This is a genomic window from Streptomyces sp. NPDC005195 (assembly GCF_040608315.1).
GTDB lineage: Bacteria > Actinomycetota > Actinomycetes > Streptomycetales > Streptomycetaceae > Streptomyces > Streptomyces kaempferi.
This window is the reverse complement of the sequence record NZ_JBEXHZ010000009.1, coordinates 37,843-55,559: the sequence shown is the minus strand read 5'-3', so window position 1 is coordinate 55,559 and position 17,717 is coordinate 37,843. Positions and strand designations below refer to the sequence as shown.

Below are 17,717 nucleotides of genomic sequence, written 5' to 3'. Positions count from 1 at the left end.
GGGTCCGGATCGGGCGACCAGAACCTAGCGGAGCGGCCGTCACTCTCCCAAGCAACGCGGCTACGCTGTGTCGCGACACTGCCCCCGGCCGAGCCCCCGGAAAACGCCTGCGCGCGTTATCGCTCAGTAATCGAAAGCGCGGGCGGTGTTCGCCGAGAGCGCCGTCGCCAGCGCGTCCTCCCCGATGCCCCGCACGGCCGCCATGGCGCGGACCGTGACCGGAATGAGATACGGCGCGTTGGGCCGTCCGCGGTACGGCACGGGTGTCAGGAAGGGCGCGTCGGTCTCGACGAGGAGCAGTTCCAGGGGCGCCACGGCGATCGCGTCGCGCAGCGGCTGGGCGTTCTTGAAGGTCACGTTTCCGGCGAAGGACATGAAGTAGCCCGCGCGGGCGCAGATCCCGGCCATGTCGGCGTCGCCGGAGTAGCAGTGGAAGACGGTCCGCTCGGGAGCGCCCTCCTCCTTGAGGATGCGCAGCACGTCGGCGTGGGCGTCGCGGTCGTGGATGACCAGCGCCTTCCCGTGCCGCTTGGCGATCTCTATGTGGGCGCGGAAGGACCGTTCCTGGGCGGCTTCGCCCCCGGGACCCGTGCGGAAGTAGTCGAGTCCGGTCTCGCCGACGCCCTTGACCTGCGCGAGCGCGGCGAGGCGGTCGATCTCGGCGAGGGCCTCGTCGAGCGCGTCCTCGCCGCCCGGCCGCCGCGCGCCCTGGCGGGACCAGCCGTCGGGATCGCCGTGGACGATACGGGGCGCTTCGTTGGGGTGCAGCGCGACGGTCGCGTGGACGGCCTCGTACGCGGCGGCGGTCTCGGCCGCCCAGCGCGAGCCGTTCAGGTCGCAGCCGACCTGGACGACCGTCGTCACGCCGACCGACGCGGCCTTGGCGAGGCCTTCCTCGACCGTGCCGGACTGCATGTCGAGGTGGGTGTGCGAGTCGGCGACGGGCACCCGCAGCGGCTCGGGGAGCGGGGGTGCTTCGGTCTTGTCGGAGGGCATGCCCCGATCCTACGAAAGGGGCATGCCCGGTCTCACCCGAGCAGGTGCCGAGCCCCGCCCTGCGCGGTGAGCGTCAGCCCGCGCGGCGGTGGTGGAAGGGGTGCAGCAGGTCGGAGAGGTGCCAGTGGTGCGGCTCCTCGGACGTCACCGGCCCGCCGAGGTCCTCGTCCGGCGCCCCGCCACGCGCCGTCGCGGGCTGCCGGAGCAGCGGGCGGTCCGGGTGGTGCGGGCGGTCCGGATGGTGCGGGCGGTGCATGGAGTTCTGGACGGAGGACACCTGACCGGCGCGCATGATGCGCACCACGTGGCCGTCGCAGTTCTGGCAGGAGGGGCGGCTCAGCGGCGACGGCACGACACGGCCGTCCGCCACGTACATCACGAACTCGCTGCCCTCGGCGTCGTGGTGGTGCTCAATTTCGTACGACTGCTCCCAGCCGTGCCCGCAGTGCATGCAGGCGAAGGAGTACGACTCGTTGACGACGGCGGTCGCCGCGCTGCGATGGCCCGTCTGCTGCCTGGTGACCGGGCCGTCGACACGGCCGGTCCGTCCTGCGATCTCACTCATGCCAGTGCTCCTCTTGTCCGCTGGACAAGCGTCTTCGCCGACAGGATTCCCCCTGAATCCCTCCGGCCTTTCGAAGACTGGGGACCGGTGCGTCCCTTCAACCAGTGGACGCTTCTCCGGGCGCGAACGCATCCGGCCTGTCGAGTGTTGGAGTCGTTTTGGCCTTTCCTTGTCGGAACGGTCTCGAAACACGGTCTGAGCTTTGCTTTTGGTGTCCGCCCTTTGCCCTTCTATGGGGCGGTGTGTGCCGCGTTCTTTGCCGCTACGACCGCATCGAAGACATCGCGCTTGGGAATCCCGGCCTCCGCCGCCACCGCCGCGATGGCCTCCTTGCGGCGCTCGCCGGCCTCCTCGCGCACGCGCACCCGGCGCACGAGCTCTCCGGCGTCCAGTTCCTCCGCGCCCTTGGCCGGCGCGCCCTCGACGACGACGGTGATCTCCCCGCGCACGCCCTCGGCGGCCCAGGCGGCCAGCTCGCCCAGCGGCCCGCGCTTGATCTCCTCGTACGTCTTGGTCAGCTCGCGGCAGACGGCGGCCCGCCGGGTGTCCCCGAAGACCTCGGCCATCGCGGCGAGGGTGTCGTCGAGCCGGTGCGGAGCCTCGAAGTAGACCATCGTCCGGCGCTCGTCGGCGACCTCCCGCAGCCGCGACAGCCGCTCCCCCGCCTTGCGCGGCAGGAACCCCTCGAAGCAGAAGCGGTCGACGGGCAGCCCGGACAGCGCGAGCGCGGTGAGCACGGCGGACGGCCCGGGTACGGCGGTGACCTTGATGTCTTTCTCGACGGCCGCCGCGACCAGCCGGTAGCCGGGGTCGGAGACCGACGGCATGCCCGCGTCGGTCACCAGCAGCACCCGCGCGCCGCCCGCCAGCGCCTCGACGAGTTCCGGGGTCCGGGCCGCCTCGTTGCCCTCGAAGTACGACACGACCCGCCCGGTGGGCTGCACGCCGAGCGCCTGGGTGAGCCGGCGCAGCCTGCGGGTGTCCTCCGCGGCAACGACGTCCGCGCTCCGAAGCTCCTGGGCGAGCCGGGGCGGGGCGTCGGCCGTGTCACCGATCGGGGTGCCTGCCAAAACAAGGGTTCCTGTCACGGATCCATCCTCGCAGGGGCGATCCGCGGCAGCCTCATCCACCCATTAAGGCCCGTGCACGGGACTCGCACAGACCTGTTCCCTACGATGGCGCGGTGACCAGTACCGCGTCCTCCACGGACACCCGGCAGGGCCAGGCCGCCGAAGCGCAGCAGCCGTCGTGGCAGCAGCGGCTGCGCCGCTTCGGATACACGGCGCCGCCGAGAACCGATGTGCGCGACCGGCTCGTGCCGCCGTACGCCGAACCGAGCCCACGGATCTGGGCCGTGTTCGGCCTGCGCCACGAGGTCGCCGAGCGCCTCACGCGCTGGTCGGGCTGGGGAGGACCGCTCCTGGTGACCCTGCTCGCCGGGCTGATGCGGTTCTGGCACCTGGGCAGCCCGAAGGCGGTGATATTCGACGAGACGTACTACGCCAAGGACGCGTGGGCGCTGATCCACCGCGGCTACGAGGTCAACTGGGACAAGAACGCCAACGACCTGGTCCTCCAGCACAACGGGCACGTCTCGATCCCCACCGACGCCGCCTATGTCGTCCATCCCCCGGTCGGCAAGTACGTCATCGGGATCGGCGAATGGATGTTCGGGTTCAACCCGTTCGGCTGGCGCTTCATGACCGCGGTGCTGGGCACGCTGTCGGTGCTGCTGCTGTGCCGGATCGGGCGCCGGATGTTCCGCTCGACCTTCCTGGGCTGTCTCGCGGGCACGCTGATGGCGGTGGACGGGCTGCACTTCGTGATGAGCCGCACCTCGCTCCTCGACGGTGTGCTGATGTTCTTCGTACTGGCGGCCTTCGGCTGTCTGGTCGTGGACCGGGACCGGGCGAGAGCCCGGCTGGCGGCCGCGCTGCCGGCCGACGCGGACGGGGTCGTCCGCCCGGACGCGCACACCGCCGAGACGACCCGTCTCGGCTGGCGGCCCTGGCGCTGGACGGCGGGCCTGATGCTGGGACTGGCGCTCGGCACCAAGTGGAGCGGCCTCTACGTCCTCGCCGCGTTCTGCCTCATGTCCGTCCTGTGGGACGTCGGCTCACGCCGCGTCGCCGGTGCCCAGCACCCGTACGCCGCCGCCCTGAAGCACGACACGGGCTTCGCGTTCCTCGCGACGGTCCCGGTGGCGATCGTCACGTACCTCGTCTCCTGGACCGGCTGGCTCCTCTCGCCGGACAACGGCAAGGGCGGCTACTTCCGCAACTGGGCCGTGACCGACGGCAAGGGCGGCAACTGGACCTTCCTGCCCGACTGGCTGCGCAGCCTGTGGCACTACGAGCACGAGGTGTACAACTTCCACGTCCACCTCTCGTCGCCGCACACCTACCAGTCGAACCCGTGGAGCTGGCTCGTCCTGGGCCGCCCGGTCTCGTTCTTCTACGAGTCCCCGCTGCCCGGCAAGGACGGCTGCCCGTCCGACGCGGGCGGCAAGTGCGCCCGCGAGGTGCTGGCGCTGGGCACCCCGATCCTGTGGTGGGCCGCCTGCTTCGCGGTCGTGTACATGCTGTGGCGCTGGGCGTTCCGCCGCGACTGGCGCGCGGGCGCGATCGCCTGCGGCATCGCGGCCGGCTATCTGCCCTGGTTCCAGTACCAGGAGCGCACGATCTTCTTCTTCTACGCGGTGATCTTCCTCCCGTTCCTGTGCCTGGCCCTCGCCATGATGATCGGCGCGATCCTCGGCCCTCCCGGCTCCACGGAACGCCGGCGCGTCATCGGCGCGACGAGCGCGGGCGTCCTGGTCCTGCTGATCGCCTGGAACTTCATCTACTTCTGGCCGCTGTACACCGGCACGTCGATCCCGATAGAGCAGTGGCGGTCGCGGATGTGGCTGGATACGTGGGTCTAGCCGGGCGGACGTAGCAAGGGGGCGCGGCACTCTGCCGCGCCCCCTTGGTCGTTGTTGGCCGTCGTCGGCCGTCGTTGGCCGCCCTCGCACGGCCCGAGGACGGCCCAGGTCTGGGCCCGGCAGTATTTACAGACCCCCGCCTCCACACGGCGTGACGTGGCGTTTCCTCGGAGAGCGCCCGCGCACCCCACTGATGCCCCACAGGCCGCGAATCCGACCCTCGAAGGAGACGCCGAACGTGGGAGGCTTGGAAGCTGACAACCCACATGCGAGGGCGTGACGCAGGGGGCCGTTCCACGGGGCACATTCCTGAAGATCGCCGCAGCGCTGAAGACCAGGGTTGAAGCCGACCCTGACATGACAGTCCTGCCGTCCGCGGCCGAGCTCATGCGCGAATACAAGATCTCGCGCGGGGTCGCGCTGCGAGCGTTCGTTGCCACGTAGTAAACAACCTCCGAGCCCTTCGTGGTGTCACATCGCCGACCAGTTCGACATCCACCCCGAGGCCCTGCGCGGCTGGTGCGGCAGGCCGAGACCGACGACGGCGCGCGGTTGGGCAGTGACCGACCCTTAACCCTCACATCGAGGCGTCCTCCCGTGCGTTGCACGGGAGGACGCCTCGCTGACGACCCTCACTCAGTTGCTGTCAAGCACCCATGTGGTAGTAGCGCTGGGCCCTTCGACGATCCTGCGGTCGACCTCACCCTCAAACCCGCGCATTGCCCCCGGCGAGAACCCTTCGACGGGCACAGCCTGCGCGACTGCACAAGCCACAACCGTACTGTTTCCCGAGCGACCATTTGCGCTGTGCAGGTTTACGATCGCAGCTCACCACGGGAATCAAAAAAAGATGAAGCCGTGTCGGCAAGATCAGCCAATTCGACATCAGCCAGAATCTCACCATCAGACGATGATTGCACAGAAAAGCGACCGTTACCCTGCGGTTCGATGCATATCTCACCAGCATCCCTCTTAAAGGTATCAATAGCCAACCGAAAGACGTCGTGAGAGAAGAACGGAAACATGCCACTCAAGCGAGAGTTTGACCGCAGCGCGGCCAGCATCTCACGATGAGAGATTCGGTTATCATCCGCCAAAAGGATACCCCAAGCGGTTTCCGCAGGTTCGCCGCACTCGTAACCTTCAGCCGTTTTGGAAAACTCGATGAATGGAAAGCGCTCACGCAGAGGCGCAAGAAGTACACCGCTCCGCCATGCGTCGATAACTTCTGCAACGTCTCCCAGAGCGGTCGTGCTCCCGTTTGCCCAGACGAAATCACCCTCGGCACTGTCCATGGAGATTGAAAAGGCTTTCCGGTTCAGGACCGTGCTAATTCTGATGAGTCCACGACTCGAAGCAGCTTCGGCAGTGCGATACGCGCTGAGCCCTCGATCCGAGGCAGGTCGTACGTCTCCAAGGTCGAGACCACGGTCTTCCTCAAGGCGCCGAAGCGCCTGAGACAGACCCCCGTACGCCACTAGCTCTGGGTAGTACTTTGCGTCTGGAGCTTCAGCGAAGCTAGCCATCGACATATCCACGGCTCTCAGGCCTCTCCACGCTGTTGGTTACGACTCATCAGGACCCCACAGTAGCCACATCTTGGAAAGGGCGGGGTCTGTCGATCAGGCTGGCTCCTCCAACGGCAGCACGTCTCCGTTTGCATCGTAGAAGGTTATCGACTTCCATGACCGCTTCCCTGAGATCACCGACTTTGCAAGCCATGCCATCTCCTGCTCGGTCGCTTTCGATCCCGTCGACATCCCTCTCAGCGCGGAACCGGTAAAGCCCAGGGTTCGACCATTTCCGAGTCAAGAGGGACTATGCTGGGTAATTCGATCCAGATAGGGTAGTGGTCGTTTCTCAATTCTCTCCAAGTCCGGCCTCCGCGGCCGTCTCCTGTGCCTCTCCCGTCTGGACGGTGCAGTACTTCGGCAACTCCACCTTCGGCGGCACGCCGAAGGTGACCGCCTGCGACTCCGCGATCAGCGAGAACTACGGGTACGGCGACCCGGACCGGCGTCACGCTGCCCAAGGACAACTTCTCCGTCCGCTGGTCCCTCACCCGGGACTTCGGCTCCGGCGGCCCCTTCCGGCTCGCCGCCGCCACGCAGGACGGCATGCGCGTCTACGTCGACGGCGTGCGGAAGATCGACCTGTGGAAGAACGTCTCCACCACCGCCCGCAAGACCGTCGACCTGACCATCCCGGCCGGCAAGCACACGATCCGCGTGGACTACGTGGCCTGGACCGGCCTCGCCAACGCCGCGTTCACGTACGCCCCGCGCACCGAGGCCGCCGTCGACACGGTCAAGCCGCTCGCCCCGGCCGGCCTCACCGCCACGTACAGCCGGGACACCACGAAGACCACCCTGCGCTGGACCGCGAACAAGGAGATGGACCTCGCCGGTTACCGCGTGTGCCGCCGGCTGAGCACCACCCAGTGGGCGAAGACCGGCGGCTCGTCGCTGCTCACCTCCCCGTCCTTCGTAGACGCGACGCCCGCCACGGGCCAGACCTTCCTGTACGAGGTCCGCGCCGTCGACAAGGCGGGCCGCGAGTCCGCCGGCAGCACCGACGCCACCGCCGCGACCGTGGACCGTACGGGCCCGGCGGCGCCGACCGGCCTCACGGTCACCGTCGACCGAGGACGACGTCGATCGCTACGCGGTCCGGAACGGCGTCCGGCAGCCCGACGGCACGGTCAAGTGGCTCAGCTCCACCTCCTGCGCGGAGGGCACGAGCGACCCGCTCGCGGTCATCTGCGGCGACCTGCCGGACGGCGAGTCGTTCGTGTACGCGGTTGTCGCCCTGGACCGCTGGGACAACGCGCTGCACCCGACCGACCCGAAGGTCACGGTCGTCGAGGCCACCGAACTGGACGTCCGGCCGTCCGTGACGGTCACCCGGGACTGGGAACTCGGCACCATGGGCTACGGCACCGTGATCGGCGGACCCGAACAGGACGGGCCGTCCATCGACTGGCGGTGCGACCGGACGGCTGTGTGCGACACCGTCGCGGGCTACCGGATCAGCCGGTGGAACGCGACCACGAAGGCATACGAGCCGCTGCACACCGGACTGCTGGCGGCTGACACACGTGCCTACACGGACACCACGGCCGCGCGGGGGGCCACGCACTTCTACACCCTGGAGGCGGTGCGCGCGGACGGCACCGTCGTGGGCACGCACGCGTGGAACTGCGTCTTCCAGAACCGCGTCTAGCTCTGGCCGGACGTGGCTGGATTCGTGGGTCCGGCTGGGCAGACCCACGTGCCGAGGGGCGCGGCACGCAGCCGCGCCCCTTCATCCCGCCCCGGCAGGCCGCCGTGCCCCCCTGGTGTCACGGGAACAGGGCGATCCCGACGAGGATCAGCAGGATGATGCCGGCGACGAGTCCGACGGTCGCCCACGTCCCCCGGTGGTGCAGCGGTGACGCGGGGCTGCCGCCGCGTGGGCGGTCCTCCGGCAGCAGGGGCTCTGCCGGCCGGCCGTGCGCGTAGAACTGTTCATCGGTCGGATAGACGTTGCGCGGGTCGCTGAGGGCGCGCGGATCGATCTGGTGTGGACTGGTCATCACTACTCCCGGCACGGCGCCTCGGCGGGGCCGGGGACCGGCGGACGCCTGGGTCCGCGTCGGGGGCGGCGGCTCACCGCTCCGGGACGCGCAGCCCTTCGGGAGGACGCCGCACGGGCTCTCGCCCCACTCGCCGCGCACCTTCGATCGTATACCTGGGCCGTTCGCGCGGCCTGGGAAGTGGCCTGGGACCGCCTGGGAAATGGCCCGGGGCAGCAGCGTCCCATCCGTGACCGACGTTCAAGGATGCGACCGAGGTCCGGTCTAACGATTCGGAAAATGTAGACCCCACGCGTCCCTCCCCCCGCATACAGTGCTTCACAGACCGAGTTTTCTGAACGCGTTCAGAAGTTTGGGAGAGCGGTCCACGGGGAGGGTTTCGCGCTATGCGCAAGGGGGCAAAGGCCGCCGTCATCGGCAGTGTGTTCGCCGCGGTGGTGGGGGGCGCCGGGTACGGCGCGTTCAACGTGGTGACCGCGCTCGACGGGAGCGGGAGCGCGGGCGGCCCCGCTCCGGTGAAGAGCGGGCCGCCGAGTGGCGCGGAGGTCAAGGAGACCTCGGCGAAGTTCCTCGCGGCCTGGGCGAAGGGCGACGCGGCCAAGGCGGCGACGTACACGAACTACGCGAGCCAGGCCGAGGTTCTGCTGGCCGGCTACCGCGCCGACGCCCACCTCACCGGCGTGCGGATCACACCGGGCACGCCGTCCGGCGCGTCCGTGCCGTTCTCGGTGAAGGCCACGGTGTCGTTCGAGGGGAAGTCCAAGCCCCTCGCGTACGGCTCGGAACTGACCGTCGTACGCGGCGAGACCACCGGCAAGGCACTGGTCGACTGGAAGCCGTCGGTCGTCCATCCCGACCTCAAGGAGGGCGACACTCTGGTCACCGGGGCGTCGGCGAGCCCGCCGATCGAGGCCGTGGACCGGAACAACGTTGTCCTGACCAAGGACAAGTACCCCTCGCTGGGCCCGATCCTCGACGCGCTGCGCGAGAAGTACGGCGACAGGGCGGGCGGTACGGCGGGCGTCGAGCTCGCGATCCATCACGCGGGCGAGGGCGTCGGCGACACCACCCTGGTGACCCTCGCCCAGGGGAAGCCGGGCAAGCTGCGCACGACGCTCAGCGCGAGCGCGCAGGGCGCCGCGGAGCAGGCGGTCGCGCGGTACGCCGAATCGTCCGTGGTCGCGGTCAAGCCCAGCACCGGCGAGGTGCTGGCGGTCGCCAACCACCGCGCGGACGGGTTCAACGCGGCCTTCCTCGGCAAGCTCGCCCCCGGCTCGACCATGAAGATCATCAGTGCGGCCACCCTCATCGACAACGGCATCACCACGGCGACCGGCCCCGCGCCCTGCCCGGACACCGCGACGTGGCAGAGCCAGACCTTCCACAACCTGACGGGCATGGCACCCCAGGAGAAGGCGACGCTCTCCGACAGTTTCTCGCGCTCCTGCAACACGGCGTTCGTGAAGTACGCGGACGAGGTGAAGGTCGACTCGCTCACCAACGAGGCCGAGCAGCGCTTCGGCCTCGGCCGGAACAACTGGAAGACCGGCATCGAGTCCTTCGACGGCTCCGTCCCGGCCTCCGGCGGCCCCGACACGGCCGCCAACCTGATCGGCCAGGGCCAGGTCCAGCTGAGCCCGCTGAACATGGCGTCCGTGACCGCGACCGCGACGACCGGTCTCTTCCGGCAGCCGGTCATCGTCTCGCCCGGCCTGGACAACCGTGAGATCGCCACCGCCAAGGGGCTGCCGCCGGGCACGGTCGCTCAGCTGCGCACGATGATGAACCGCACCGCGGTCAGCGGTACCGCCGCCCAGGTGATGGCCGGCCTCACCGGCCGGATCGGCGCCAAGACCGGCTCCGCCGAGGTCGACGCGCAGTCCAGGTCGAACAGCTGGTTCACGGGCTACCGCAACGACGTCGCGGCCGCCGCGATGACCCAGCAGGGCGGCCACGGCGTGGACGCGGCCGGTCCGATCGTCGCAGCTGTGCTACGAACGGGCGGCTGAAGTCACCCTTCACAGGGCGGGACCCTAGGCTGGGACCCCTCGTTGTGGAGCGTGAGGGCACCGGGGGCCAGGGGAAGCAGCGGAGGATCGGGAACCGTGGGGAAGAGAAGGCGCGTCGCCGAGCGACGGAAGACGAAGCCCGCCGTGGTCGGCGGGCTGATCGCCGTGGCCGTCGTCGGCGGGGCGTTCGGCGCCTACAGCCTGTACGGGGGCGGCGCGTCGGCCGAGGACGGGTCGTCGACGACCGCCGGCCACAAGGCCGTGAAGACCGGTCCGCCGACGGCGGCCGAGGTCACCGCCCTGTCCACGCGATTCCTCACCGCCTGGCAGAGCGGCCAGGTCGCGCAGGCGGCCGGCGCCACCACCGACGCCGGGGCCGCGACGACCGTGCTGACCGGCTACACCAAGGACGCGCACATCACCGGCGTCACGGTCACGGCGGGCGGGCCGTCGGGAGCCTCCGTCCCGTTCTCCGTCAAGGCCACGGTCACCTACAAGGGCAAGAGCGAGCCGCTGGCGTACGAGTCGAAGCTGACCGTCGCCCGGCGGGCCGAGGACGGCGTCGCGCTGGTCGACTGGAAGCCGTCCGTCGTGCACCCGGACCTCGAGGACGGCGACCGTCTGGTCACCGGCGCGGCGGGCACTCCGCCCATCAAGGCGCTCGACCGCGCCGGCGGTGAACTGACCACGGCCAAGTACCCCTCGCTGGGCACGGTCCTGGACGGTCTGCGCGAGAAGTACGGCAAGAGCGCCGGCGGTACGGCGGGCATCGAACTGCGGGTGGTCCGCAAGGCCGCGACGAAGGGCACCCAGAAGTCGCCCGACAAGACGCTGGTGACCCTCAGCGAGGGCACCCCGGGCACGGTGCGCACGACGCTCAGTCCGGCCCTCCAGGCGGACGCCGAGCAGCAGGTCGCCAAGAAGACCCGGGCGTCGGTCGTCGTGATGCGTCCCTCGACCGGCGAGATCCTCGCGGTCGCCAACGAGAGCCACGGTTTCAACGCCGCCTTCCAGGGTTCTCTGGCGCCCGGCTCCACGATGAAGGTCATCACCTCGTCGCTGCTGATCGACAAGAAGCTCGCCTCGGCGGACAAGCCGCACCCGTGCCCGAAGTACGTCACGTACGGCGGCTGGAAGTTCCAGAACGACGACAAGTTCGAGATCAAGGGCGGCACGTTCAAGGCGAGCTTCGCCCGCTCCTGCAACACGGCCTTCATCAGCCAGGCGTCGAAACTGGAGAACGCCGACCTGACGCAGCAGGCCCAGCAGGTCTTCGGGCTGAGCATGAACAACTGGGCCATCGGCGTCCCCAGCTTCGACGGCTCGGTGCCCGTCCAGGCGAAGGCCCAGATGGCGGCCTCGCTGATCGGCCAGGGCGGGGTCCGCATGAACCCGCTGAACATGGCGTCGGTCGCCTCGACGGTCAAGTCGGGCGTGTTCCACCAGCCGTACCTGGTGTCGCCGGACGTGGACCACCGCAAGCTGGCCACCGCCTCCCGCACCCTCTCCGCGGGTACGCTCTCCCAGCTTCGCGAACTCATGCAGTACACGGCGGCGTACGGTACGGCCGCCGAGGCGATGTCCGGCCTCGGCCCCGACTACGGCGCCAAGACGGGCTCCGCCGAGGTCGACAACCAGAAGAAGCCGAACGGCTGGTTCACCGCGTGGAAAGGTGACCTCGCCGCGGCCGGCGTGGTCCAGCAGGGCGGCCACGGCGGCGACACCGCGGGCCCGATCGTGGCGGCGCTCCTCAAGGCGGGGAGCTAGGCCACGGACGGCACGCCGGTGGACGTACGCGAGCGGTGCCGGTGACCCCACAGGTCACCGTGGCGGTGCTGTTCGCGGCTTTCACCCACGCCGGCTGGAACGCCATCGCGCACCGCATCACCGACAAGCTGGTCGGCTTCGCCCTGATCGCGGGCGGCGGCCTGCTGATCGGACTCGCGTTCATCCCGTTCGTGGCGGTTCCGGCGTCCGGCGCGTGGCCCTACCTCGTCCTCTCCGCCGTGATCCACATCGTGTACTACGCGCTGCTGATGAAGTCGTTCCGGCTGGGCGACTTCGGACAGGCGTACCCGATCGCCCGCGGTACCGCGCCGCTGGTCGTCACCGTGCTGGCAGCCGTCTTCGCGCACGAGGTACCCGATGGATGGGCGGCCTCGGGCGTCGCGGTGTCCTGCGCGGGCCTGACGGGCGTCGCGCTGTGGGGGCTGCGCGGGCGCCGTCCCGACTGGGCGGCGATCGGGGCCGCGCTGGCCACCGGGCTGTCGATCGCCGCGTACACCGTCGTGGACGGGTTGGGCGTCCGCGCCTCCGGGTCCTCGCTCGGATACATCTCCTGGCTGATGGCGCTCCAGGGCGCCGTGCTCCCGCTGTACGCCGCCCACCGTCTGCGCGGGAGGTTCATCGACGCGCTACGGCCCTTCGCCGCCCTCGGCCTGCTGGGCTCGGCACTGTCCGTCCTGGCGTACGGCCTCGTGCTCTGGGCCCAGACACGGGCTGCACTGGCACCCATCGCGGCGCTCCGGGAGTCTTCGATCATCATCGGCGCGGCGATCGGCGCCGTCTTCTTCAAGGAGCGGTTCGGCGCGCCCCGGATCGCTGCGGCGGGGCTGCTGGTGGTGGGCATCGGGCTGATGCTGCACGCCGGATAGACGGCGTGGAACGGGCCGACGCGACGGCCGGCCCGCGCAGAGCTGGAACTCCCCTCGCGCCCCCGCCCCCTCCGCGGTCCGCGCGCCCCGGTCACCCCCCGAGTGCCGTCCGCACCGCCCTGACCAGGGCCTGTGCTCGTGGGTCGGCCGTCACGCTCTTGCGGAAGCCGTTCGTCACGTATCCGAAGGCGATTCCCGAGCCGGGGTCGGCGAAGCCGAGTGACCCGCCGCGTCCTGGGTGTCCGAAGGAACCGTCGCCGAGCAGCGGGGACGCGCCGCCGTGCAGCATGTACCCGAGGCCGAAGCGGGTGTGGACGACCAGGACCCGGTCGGGCCCCGCAGACTGTTCGGCGCGGGCCAGTGCGACGCTCTGCGGCGTGAACAGCCGTACGCCGTCCACCTCCCCGATCAGCGAGGCGTAGAAGCGGGCCAGGCCGTCCGCCGTCGCGACGCCGTTGGAGGCGGGCAGGACGGCGGCCCGGTAGGCCGGATCGTTCTCGTCCGGCTGCGGCGTGATCGCGCCGAAGGCGCGGCGGGTGAGCGACGAGGGGTCCGCGTACGCCTCGGAGACCGCCCGCTTCGGGCGCAGCCGCAGGCCGCCGCCCGCCGCCGGGGCCTCGATCGGGGCGACCCGGCCCACCCGGCCCGCCTCCGCGTCCGGCAGCCCGACCCACAGGCCGAGTCCCAGCGGCCCGGCGATCTCCTCGGCGATCCAGGTGCCGATCGAGCGCCCGGTGACCCGGCGCACCAGCTCGCCGGTCAGCCAGCCGTACGTCTGCGCGTGGTACCCGTGATCGTTCCCCGGCTCCCAGGCCGGCGTCTGCGCGGCCACGGCGGCGGCGGCCACGTCCGGGTCGGCCGCCTCGGCCGGGGTGAGCGGACGGTCGAGCACGGGCACCCCGGCCCGGTGCGCGAGCACGTGCCGGACCAGGGCGTGCTCCTTGCCGCGCGCCTTGAACTCGGGCCAGTAGTGGCCCACCGGGGCGTCGAGATCCAGTTCCCCCCGCTGGGCGAGCAGCAGCAGGACGGCGGCGGCCACGCCCTTGGTCGCCGAGCGCACGATCTGCGCGGTGCCGTGCTGCCAGGGCGCCGGGCCCCCCGTACCGCCGGTGACCGCACCGTCGGCCTCGCCGGCCGCGTCATCCGCGTTCTTCGCGCCGCCCCAAAGGTCGACGACCTTGCGCCCGTCCTGGTACACGGCGACGGCCGCGCCCCGGTCCCCGAGTGTCTCGAAGTTGCGCAGGAACGCCGCCCTGACCGGCTCGAAGCCCTCGGCCACTGTGCCGTTCACGTTCACGTCCGCGCTCCGTCCACTCGCCTGCGACAGCGGCTGCAACACTCCTGCGAAGGCGCGGATTCCTGGCCCAGCAGGATCGTGACCTCGATGTTGTTCCGGATCGCGTCCGAGCACGGGCAGATCTCGTGGGCCTCGTCCACCAGCTTCGTCGCCAGTTCCCGCTCCATGACGGGGAGCGGGACGCTCAGGGCGACCGCGAGACCGTGTCCGCGGTCGCCGTGTGTCGGGCCCGATGCCGACCTTCGCGACGACCGGCGGCCGGCGACCGGCGACCACACAGGAACGCATCACCGCATCGCGCACAAGGTACTGGCCGGTACGGGGGCCTGGGCCACCAGGGGGAGCGACCGCGGGTAACCCCCGCGCACCGGAGCAGAGCAGGTCAGCGACGCCGTCCGGCGGACTCGCCGGTTCGTCACGCGCCCGTTGTCCAGGGAGCGCCGGGGGTCACGGGGTGCCGATGGCCACGGAGCGCGGGTCGAACCCGAAGGGCAGTTCCAGCCGGTGGGTACGCATCATCCCGTCGTCGGAGAGGAGTTCGCCGGTCCTGCCGTCGGCGGCGATCACCCCGTCGCTCAGGATCAGCGCCCGGGGGCACAGTTCGAGCGCGTACGGCAGGTCGTGCGTGACCATGAGGACGGTGACGTCCAAGGACCGCAGGATGTCGGCGAGTTCACGACGCGAGGCGGGGTCCAGGTTGGACGAGGGTTCGTCCAGGACCAGGATCTCCGGCTCCATCGCGAGGACGGTCGCCACCGCCACCCGGCGCCGCTGGCCGAACGAGAGGTGGTGCGGGGGCCGGTCGGCGAAGGCGTCCATGCCGACCTGTTCCAGGGCGGTACGGACGCGTTCCTCCAGCGCGGCGCCCTTCATCCCGGCCGCGGCGGGACCGAAGGCGACGTCCTCGCGCACGGTCGGCATGAAGAGCTGGTCGTCCGGGTCCTGGAAGACGATGCCGACCTTGCGCCGGATCTCGGCCATGTGCCGCTTGTCCACCGGGAGTCCGGCCACCGTCACGGTCCCGGCGCCGCCGGTCAGGATGCCGTTGAGATGCAGCACGAGGGTGGTCTTGCCGGCACCGTTCGGGCCCAGCAGTGCGACGCGTTCGCCGCGGCCGACGGTGAAGTCCACGCCGAAGAGGGCCTGGTGTCCGTCGGGGTAGGCGAAGGCCAGACCGGCCACTTCCAACGAGGGTGAGGAGGTCACAGGGTCCATCCCAACAGGCAGACGAGCAGAGCGGCGGCGGGCAGGGCGAGAGCGTACGACCATTGCGCCCGCGACGCGGTCACCTCGTCGATGACCGGCATCGAACCGGCGTATCCCCGGCTCACCATGGCGAGATGCACGCGCTCCCCGCGTTCGTAGGAGCGGATGAAGAGCGCGCCCGCGGACTTCGCGAGGACGCTCCAGTGACGTACTCCGCTCGCCTCGAATCCGCGCGACTCCCGGGCGATGCGCATCCGCCGCATCTCGTCCGTGATGACGTCGCCGTACCGGATCATGAACGACGCGATCTGCACGAGCAGGGGAGGCAGGCGCAACCGCTGGAGTCCGAGGAGCAGTTCGCGCAGTTCGGTGGTCGAGGCGAGCAGCACGGAGGCCGCCACGCCCAGTGTCCCCTTGGCGAGCACGTTCCAGGCGCCCCACAGGCCGTTGACGCTGAGGGACAGGCCGAGGACGTCCACCCGCTCGCCCTCGGCGACGAACGGCATCAGCACCGCGAAGGCGACGAACGGGACCTCGATCAGCAGCCGTTTGAGCAGGAACCCGGCCGGCACCCGGGCCCGCCACGCGACCGTCGCGAGCAGCACGGCGTACAGCGCGAACGCCCACATCGCCTCGCGCGGGGTCGAGACGACCACGACCACGAAGGCGAAGGCCGCGGCGAGTTTGGCGTGCGGGGGCAGGGCGTGCACCGGTGAGTGCCCGTGCCGGTAGAGGCGGTGGGCGTGGCCCGCGCCCACCTCAGACGCCTTCGGGGAGGGAGGCGGGTGACGCGTCGGCCGTACGGCGCCTGCGCAGTGTCCAGAAGACGCCGGTGCCCGCGACGATCGTGACACCCACGCCGATCACTCCCGCGAGGCCGCCGGAGATGCGGGCGTCGGAGATGTCCTTGACGCCGTACCCGGCGAGCGGGGAGTCCTCGGTGTGGTGCTTCTTGGTGCGGTGGTCGATGCCCTGGTCCTTGGCGACCTTCTCCAGGCCGTCGGGGCTGGCCGAGGCGTAGAAGCTGACGAAGCCCGCGAGGACCAGGGAGGTGACGAGCCCGGTGATCCACACCTTGCGGCGGGAGACCGGGGCGGCGGCGGGAAGGGCGGGGGCGGCCGCGTCGACCAGTTCGCCGCCCACCCGCAGCTTGAGCCGCTGTTGCAGACCGCGCGCGCCGTACACGAGGTCCGGCCGTACGGCGATCACCGCGCCGACCGTGAGTGCGGTGATCGCGGCCTCGCCGATGCCGATGAGGACGTGGACGCCGATCATCGCCGTGGCGACCTTGCCGATCGCGACGTCGGTGGTGCCGCCCAGCGCGTAGATGAGGGTGAAGGCGACGGCGGCGGCCGGGACGGAGAGCAGCGCGGACACGAAGGCGGCCGCGGTGATCGAGCTCCGTCTCCTCGGGAGCACCTTCAGCAGGCCGCGGAAGACGGCGTACGAGACGACGGTGGTGACGATCGCCATGTCGGTGATGTTCACGCCGAGCGCGGTGAGGCCCCCGTCGGCGAAGAGGATGCCCTGCATGAGCAGGACCACGGAGACACACAGGACCCCGGTGAAGGGGCCGACGAGTATCGCCGCGAGTGCGCCGCCGAGCAGATGCCCGCTGGTCCCGGCCGCGACCGGGAAGTTCAGCATCTGTACGGCGAAGATGAAGGCGGCGACCAGACCGGCCAGCGGCGCGGTCCTCTCGTCGAGTTCGCGGCGGGCGCCTCGCAGGCTCACCGCGACGGCGCCGGCGGCGACCAGTCCGGTGGCGGCGGAGACCGGGGCGTTGATGAATCCGTCAGGCACATGCACCGTTCGATGATAGTGCCTTGTTGCGAACGACTTGCAAGAGCGATGCACTCACGAATAGTCGAGAGGCTCGCCACACGCCCCGCCGACAGGCCCCGCCACCCCGCCGCGTCCCCCTTCGCGCGTCCCCCTCACGCGCCCCACCGAGCGTTCCGCCGCGCGCCCCGTCACCCGCCCCGTCACGTGTCCTGTCCCACAGGACCGTGTCACGAGGGCCCCACAGGGGTAACCGGTTGTCCAAGAGCGGAATCCAGGGAATGTGCGACATTGGAAAGGTGACGGATTCATAGATTCCGCATAGGTCACGCAGCGTAAGGAGTCGGTTCATGTCTGCCGTCGAACAGTACGCACGCGCCCATATCGTCACGGACACGGCCGACTCCCCCGAGGACGAAGGCAGAGCTGTTCCGGTGGCCTTCCACTACGACCCCGAGACCGACTCCCGTCAGGTGCGCATCACCCTGCCCGGCCCGCACGAGTGGGTCTTCCCCCGTGAGCTGCTCGAGCAGGGCCTCCGGGTCCCCGTCAGCGACGGCGACGTACGCGTCTGGCCCTGCGGCCGGGTGCAGGCGGTCATGGAGTTCCACTCGCCCAAAGGGGTGGCGGTCGTGCAGGTCGACTCGAAAGCCCTGATGCGCTTCCTGCGCCGTACCTACATGGCCGCCACCCCGGTGGCTCACTGACGTC

Annotated in this window: 17 protein-coding genes and 2 pseudogenes; 7 read left to right on the top strand and 12 right to left on the bottom strand. The window is 70.3% G+C overall.

The genetic code is table 11. From position 1 onward, the window contains the following. Positions 1–123: 123 nt before the first annotated feature. From ABZV34_RS12995 to rsmI, 3 genes are all read right to left on the bottom strand, one after another. The gene (locus ABZV34_RS12995) at positions 124–996 is read right to left on the bottom strand and encodes a TatD family hydrolase (RefSeq protein ID WP_356274342.1); all 873 of its coding nucleotides are present in this window, start codon (positions 994–996) and stop codon (positions 124–126) included. Between the two features lie 73 nt (positions 997–1,069). After that, a complete protein-coding gene (locus ABZV34_RS12990) occupies positions 1,070–1,561 on the bottom strand; it encodes a hypothetical protein (RefSeq protein ID WP_356274339.1) in 492 nt (163 codons plus the stop codon). A 230-nt stretch (positions 1,562–1,791) separates the two neighbouring features. Beyond that, on the bottom strand, positions 1,792–2,649 hold the full coding sequence (rsmI, locus tag ABZV34_RS12985; RefSeq protein ID WP_356274336.1) for a 16S rRNA (cytidine(1402)-2'-O)-methyltransferase: 858 nt from the start codon (positions 2,647–2,649) through the stop codon (positions 1,792–1,794). Positions 2,650–2,744: 95 nt separating this feature from the next. Here rsmI and ABZV34_RS12980 point away from each other — a divergent pair, with 95 nt between their 5' ends. Beyond that, positions 2,745–4,484 (top strand): phospholipid carrier-dependent glycosyltransferase, encoded by a 1,740-nt coding sequence (locus ABZV34_RS12980; protein ID WP_356274333.1) that lies wholly within the window; start codon positions 2,745–2,747, stop codon positions 4,482–4,484. Between the two features lie 815 nt (positions 4,485–5,299). On the opposite strand, the gene ABZV34_RS12975 is transcribed toward ABZV34_RS12980, so the two are convergent. Then, positions 5,300–5,779 (bottom strand): hypothetical protein, encoded by a 480-nt coding sequence (locus ABZV34_RS12975; protein ID WP_356274330.1) that lies wholly within the window; start codon positions 5,777–5,779, stop codon positions 5,300–5,302. Between the two features lie 729 nt (positions 5,780–6,508). On the opposite strand from ABZV34_RS12975, the pseudogene ABZV34_RS12970 reads away from it, so the two are divergent. Next, positions 6,509–6,664 (top strand): annotated as a pseudogene (locus tag ABZV34_RS12970) (cellulose 1,4-beta-cellobiosidase); the annotation flags it as partial. 53 nt (positions 6,665–6,717) lie between these two features. Here ABZV34_RS12970 and ABZV34_RS12965 read toward each other — a convergent pair. Beyond that, positions 6,718–6,873, bottom strand: a complete 156-nt coding sequence (locus tag ABZV34_RS12965) for a hypothetical protein (protein ID WP_356274327.1) — start codon at positions 6,871–6,873, stop codon at positions 6,718–6,720. A gap of 18 nt (positions 6,874–6,891) precedes the next feature. Continuing rightward, positions 6,892–7,119 (bottom strand): hypothetical protein, encoded by a 228-nt coding sequence (locus tag ABZV34_RS12960; protein ID WP_356274324.1) that lies wholly within the window; start codon positions 7,117–7,119, stop codon positions 6,892–6,894. 155 nt (positions 7,120–7,274) lie between these two features. Here ABZV34_RS12960 and ABZV34_RS12955 point away from each other — a divergent pair, with 155 nt between their 5' ends. Further along, on the top strand, positions 7,275–7,706 hold the full coding sequence (locus ABZV34_RS12955; protein ID WP_356274321.1) for a hypothetical protein: 432 nt from the start codon (positions 7,275–7,277) through the stop codon (positions 7,704–7,706). A 118-nt stretch (positions 7,707–7,824) separates the two neighbouring features. On the opposite strand, the gene ABZV34_RS12950 is transcribed toward ABZV34_RS12955, so the two are convergent. Then, positions 7,825–8,058, bottom strand: coding sequence for a hypothetical protein (locus tag ABZV34_RS12950; protein WP_356274319.1), 234 nt, complete (start codon positions 8,056–8,058; stop codon positions 7,825–7,827). 386 nt (positions 8,059–8,444) lie between these two features. Between ABZV34_RS12950 and ABZV34_RS12945 the strand changes: the two genes are divergently transcribed. The 3 genes from ABZV34_RS12945 (at position 8,445) to ABZV34_RS12935 (ending at position 12,721) form a co-directional block, all read left to right on the top strand. Next, positions 8,445–10,067 (top strand): penicillin-binding transpeptidase domain-containing protein, encoded by a 1,623-nt coding sequence (locus tag ABZV34_RS12945; protein WP_356274316.1) that lies wholly within the window; start codon positions 8,445–8,447, stop codon positions 10,065–10,067. A 96-nt stretch (positions 10,068–10,163) separates the two neighbouring features. Continuing rightward, positions 10,164–11,834, top strand: coding sequence for a penicillin-binding transpeptidase domain-containing protein (locus ABZV34_RS12940; RefSeq protein ID WP_356274313.1), 1,671 nt, complete (start codon positions 10,164–10,166; stop codon positions 11,832–11,834). A 41-nt stretch (positions 11,835–11,875) separates the two neighbouring features. Next, positions 11,876–12,721, top strand: coding sequence for an EamA family transporter (locus tag ABZV34_RS12935; RefSeq protein ID WP_356274712.1), 846 nt, complete (start codon positions 11,876–11,878; stop codon positions 12,719–12,721). A 91-nt stretch (positions 12,722–12,812) separates the two neighbouring features. Here the strand turns inward: ABZV34_RS12935 and ABZV34_RS12930 are convergent, their stop codons facing one another. The 5 genes and pseudogenes from ABZV34_RS12930 to ABZV34_RS12910 all read right to left on the bottom strand — a co-directional run bounded on the left by ABZV34_RS12930 (position 12,813) and on the right by ABZV34_RS12910 (position 17,033). Continuing rightward, positions 12,813–14,018: a serine hydrolase domain-containing protein gene (locus ABZV34_RS12930; protein ID WP_356274310.1), complete on the bottom strand. Its 1,206-nt coding sequence runs from the start codon at positions 14,016–14,018 to the stop codon at positions 12,813–12,815. 65 nt (positions 14,019–14,083) lie between these two features. Further along, positions 14,084–14,270: pseudogene (locus ABZV34_RS12925) on the bottom strand (organic hydroperoxide resistance protein); the annotation flags it as partial. Between the two features lie 195 nt (positions 14,271–14,465). Next, positions 14,466–15,233, bottom strand: coding sequence for an ABC transporter ATP-binding protein (locus ABZV34_RS12920; RefSeq protein ID WP_356274307.1), 768 nt, complete (start codon positions 15,231–15,233; stop codon positions 14,466–14,468). Further along, complete coding sequence (gene cbiQ / locus ABZV34_RS12915) at positions 15,221–15,982, bottom strand: cobalt ECF transporter T component CbiQ (RefSeq protein ID WP_356274304.1); 762 nt, start codon at positions 15,980–15,982, stop codon at positions 15,221–15,223. Before cbiQ ends, ABZV34_RS12920 begins: the two co-directional genes overlap by 13 nt. 1 nt (position 15,983) lies before the next feature. Continuing rightward, the gene (locus ABZV34_RS12910) at positions 15,984–17,033 is read right to left on the bottom strand and encodes an energy-coupling factor ABC transporter permease (RefSeq protein ID WP_356274301.1); all 1,050 of its coding nucleotides are present in this window, start codon (positions 17,031–17,033) and stop codon (positions 15,984–15,986) included. Positions 17,034–17,356: 323 nt separating this feature from the next. On the opposite strand from ABZV34_RS12910, the gene ABZV34_RS12905 reads away from it, so the two are divergent. Then, a complete protein-coding gene (locus ABZV34_RS12905) occupies positions 17,357–17,713 on the top strand; it encodes an SsgA family sporulation/cell division regulator (RefSeq protein ID WP_356274298.1) in 357 nt (118 codons plus the stop codon). Positions 17,714–17,717 lie beyond the last annotated feature (4 nt).

Coding starts and splice junctions, on each gene's coding strand:
- ABZV34_RS12905 (WP_356274298.1), top strand. CDS start 17,357: ATGTCTGCCGTCGAACAGTACGCACGCGCCCATATCGTCACGGACACG.
- ABZV34_RS12990 (WP_356274339.1), bottom strand. CDS start 1,561: ATGAGTGAGATCGCAGGACGGACCGGCCGTGTCGACGGCCCGGTCACC.
- ABZV34_RS12945 (WP_356274316.1), top strand. CDS start 8,445: ATGCGCAAGGGGGCAAAGGCCGCCGTCATCGGCAGTGTGTTCGCCGCG.
- ABZV34_RS12975 (WP_356274330.1), bottom strand. CDS start 5,779: ATGGACAGTGCCGAGGGTGATTTCGTCTGGGCAAACGGGAGCACGACC.
- ABZV34_RS12920 (WP_356274307.1), bottom strand. CDS start 15,233: ATGGACCCTGTGACCTCCTCACCCTCGTTGGAAGTGGCCGGTCTGGCC.
- ABZV34_RS12950 (WP_356274319.1), bottom strand. CDS start 8,058: ATGACCAGTCCACACCAGATCGATCCGCGCGCCCTCAGCGACCCGCGC.
- ABZV34_RS12995 (WP_356274342.1), bottom strand. CDS start 996: ATGCCCTCCGACAAGACCGAAGCACCCCCGCTCCCCGAGCCGCTGCGG.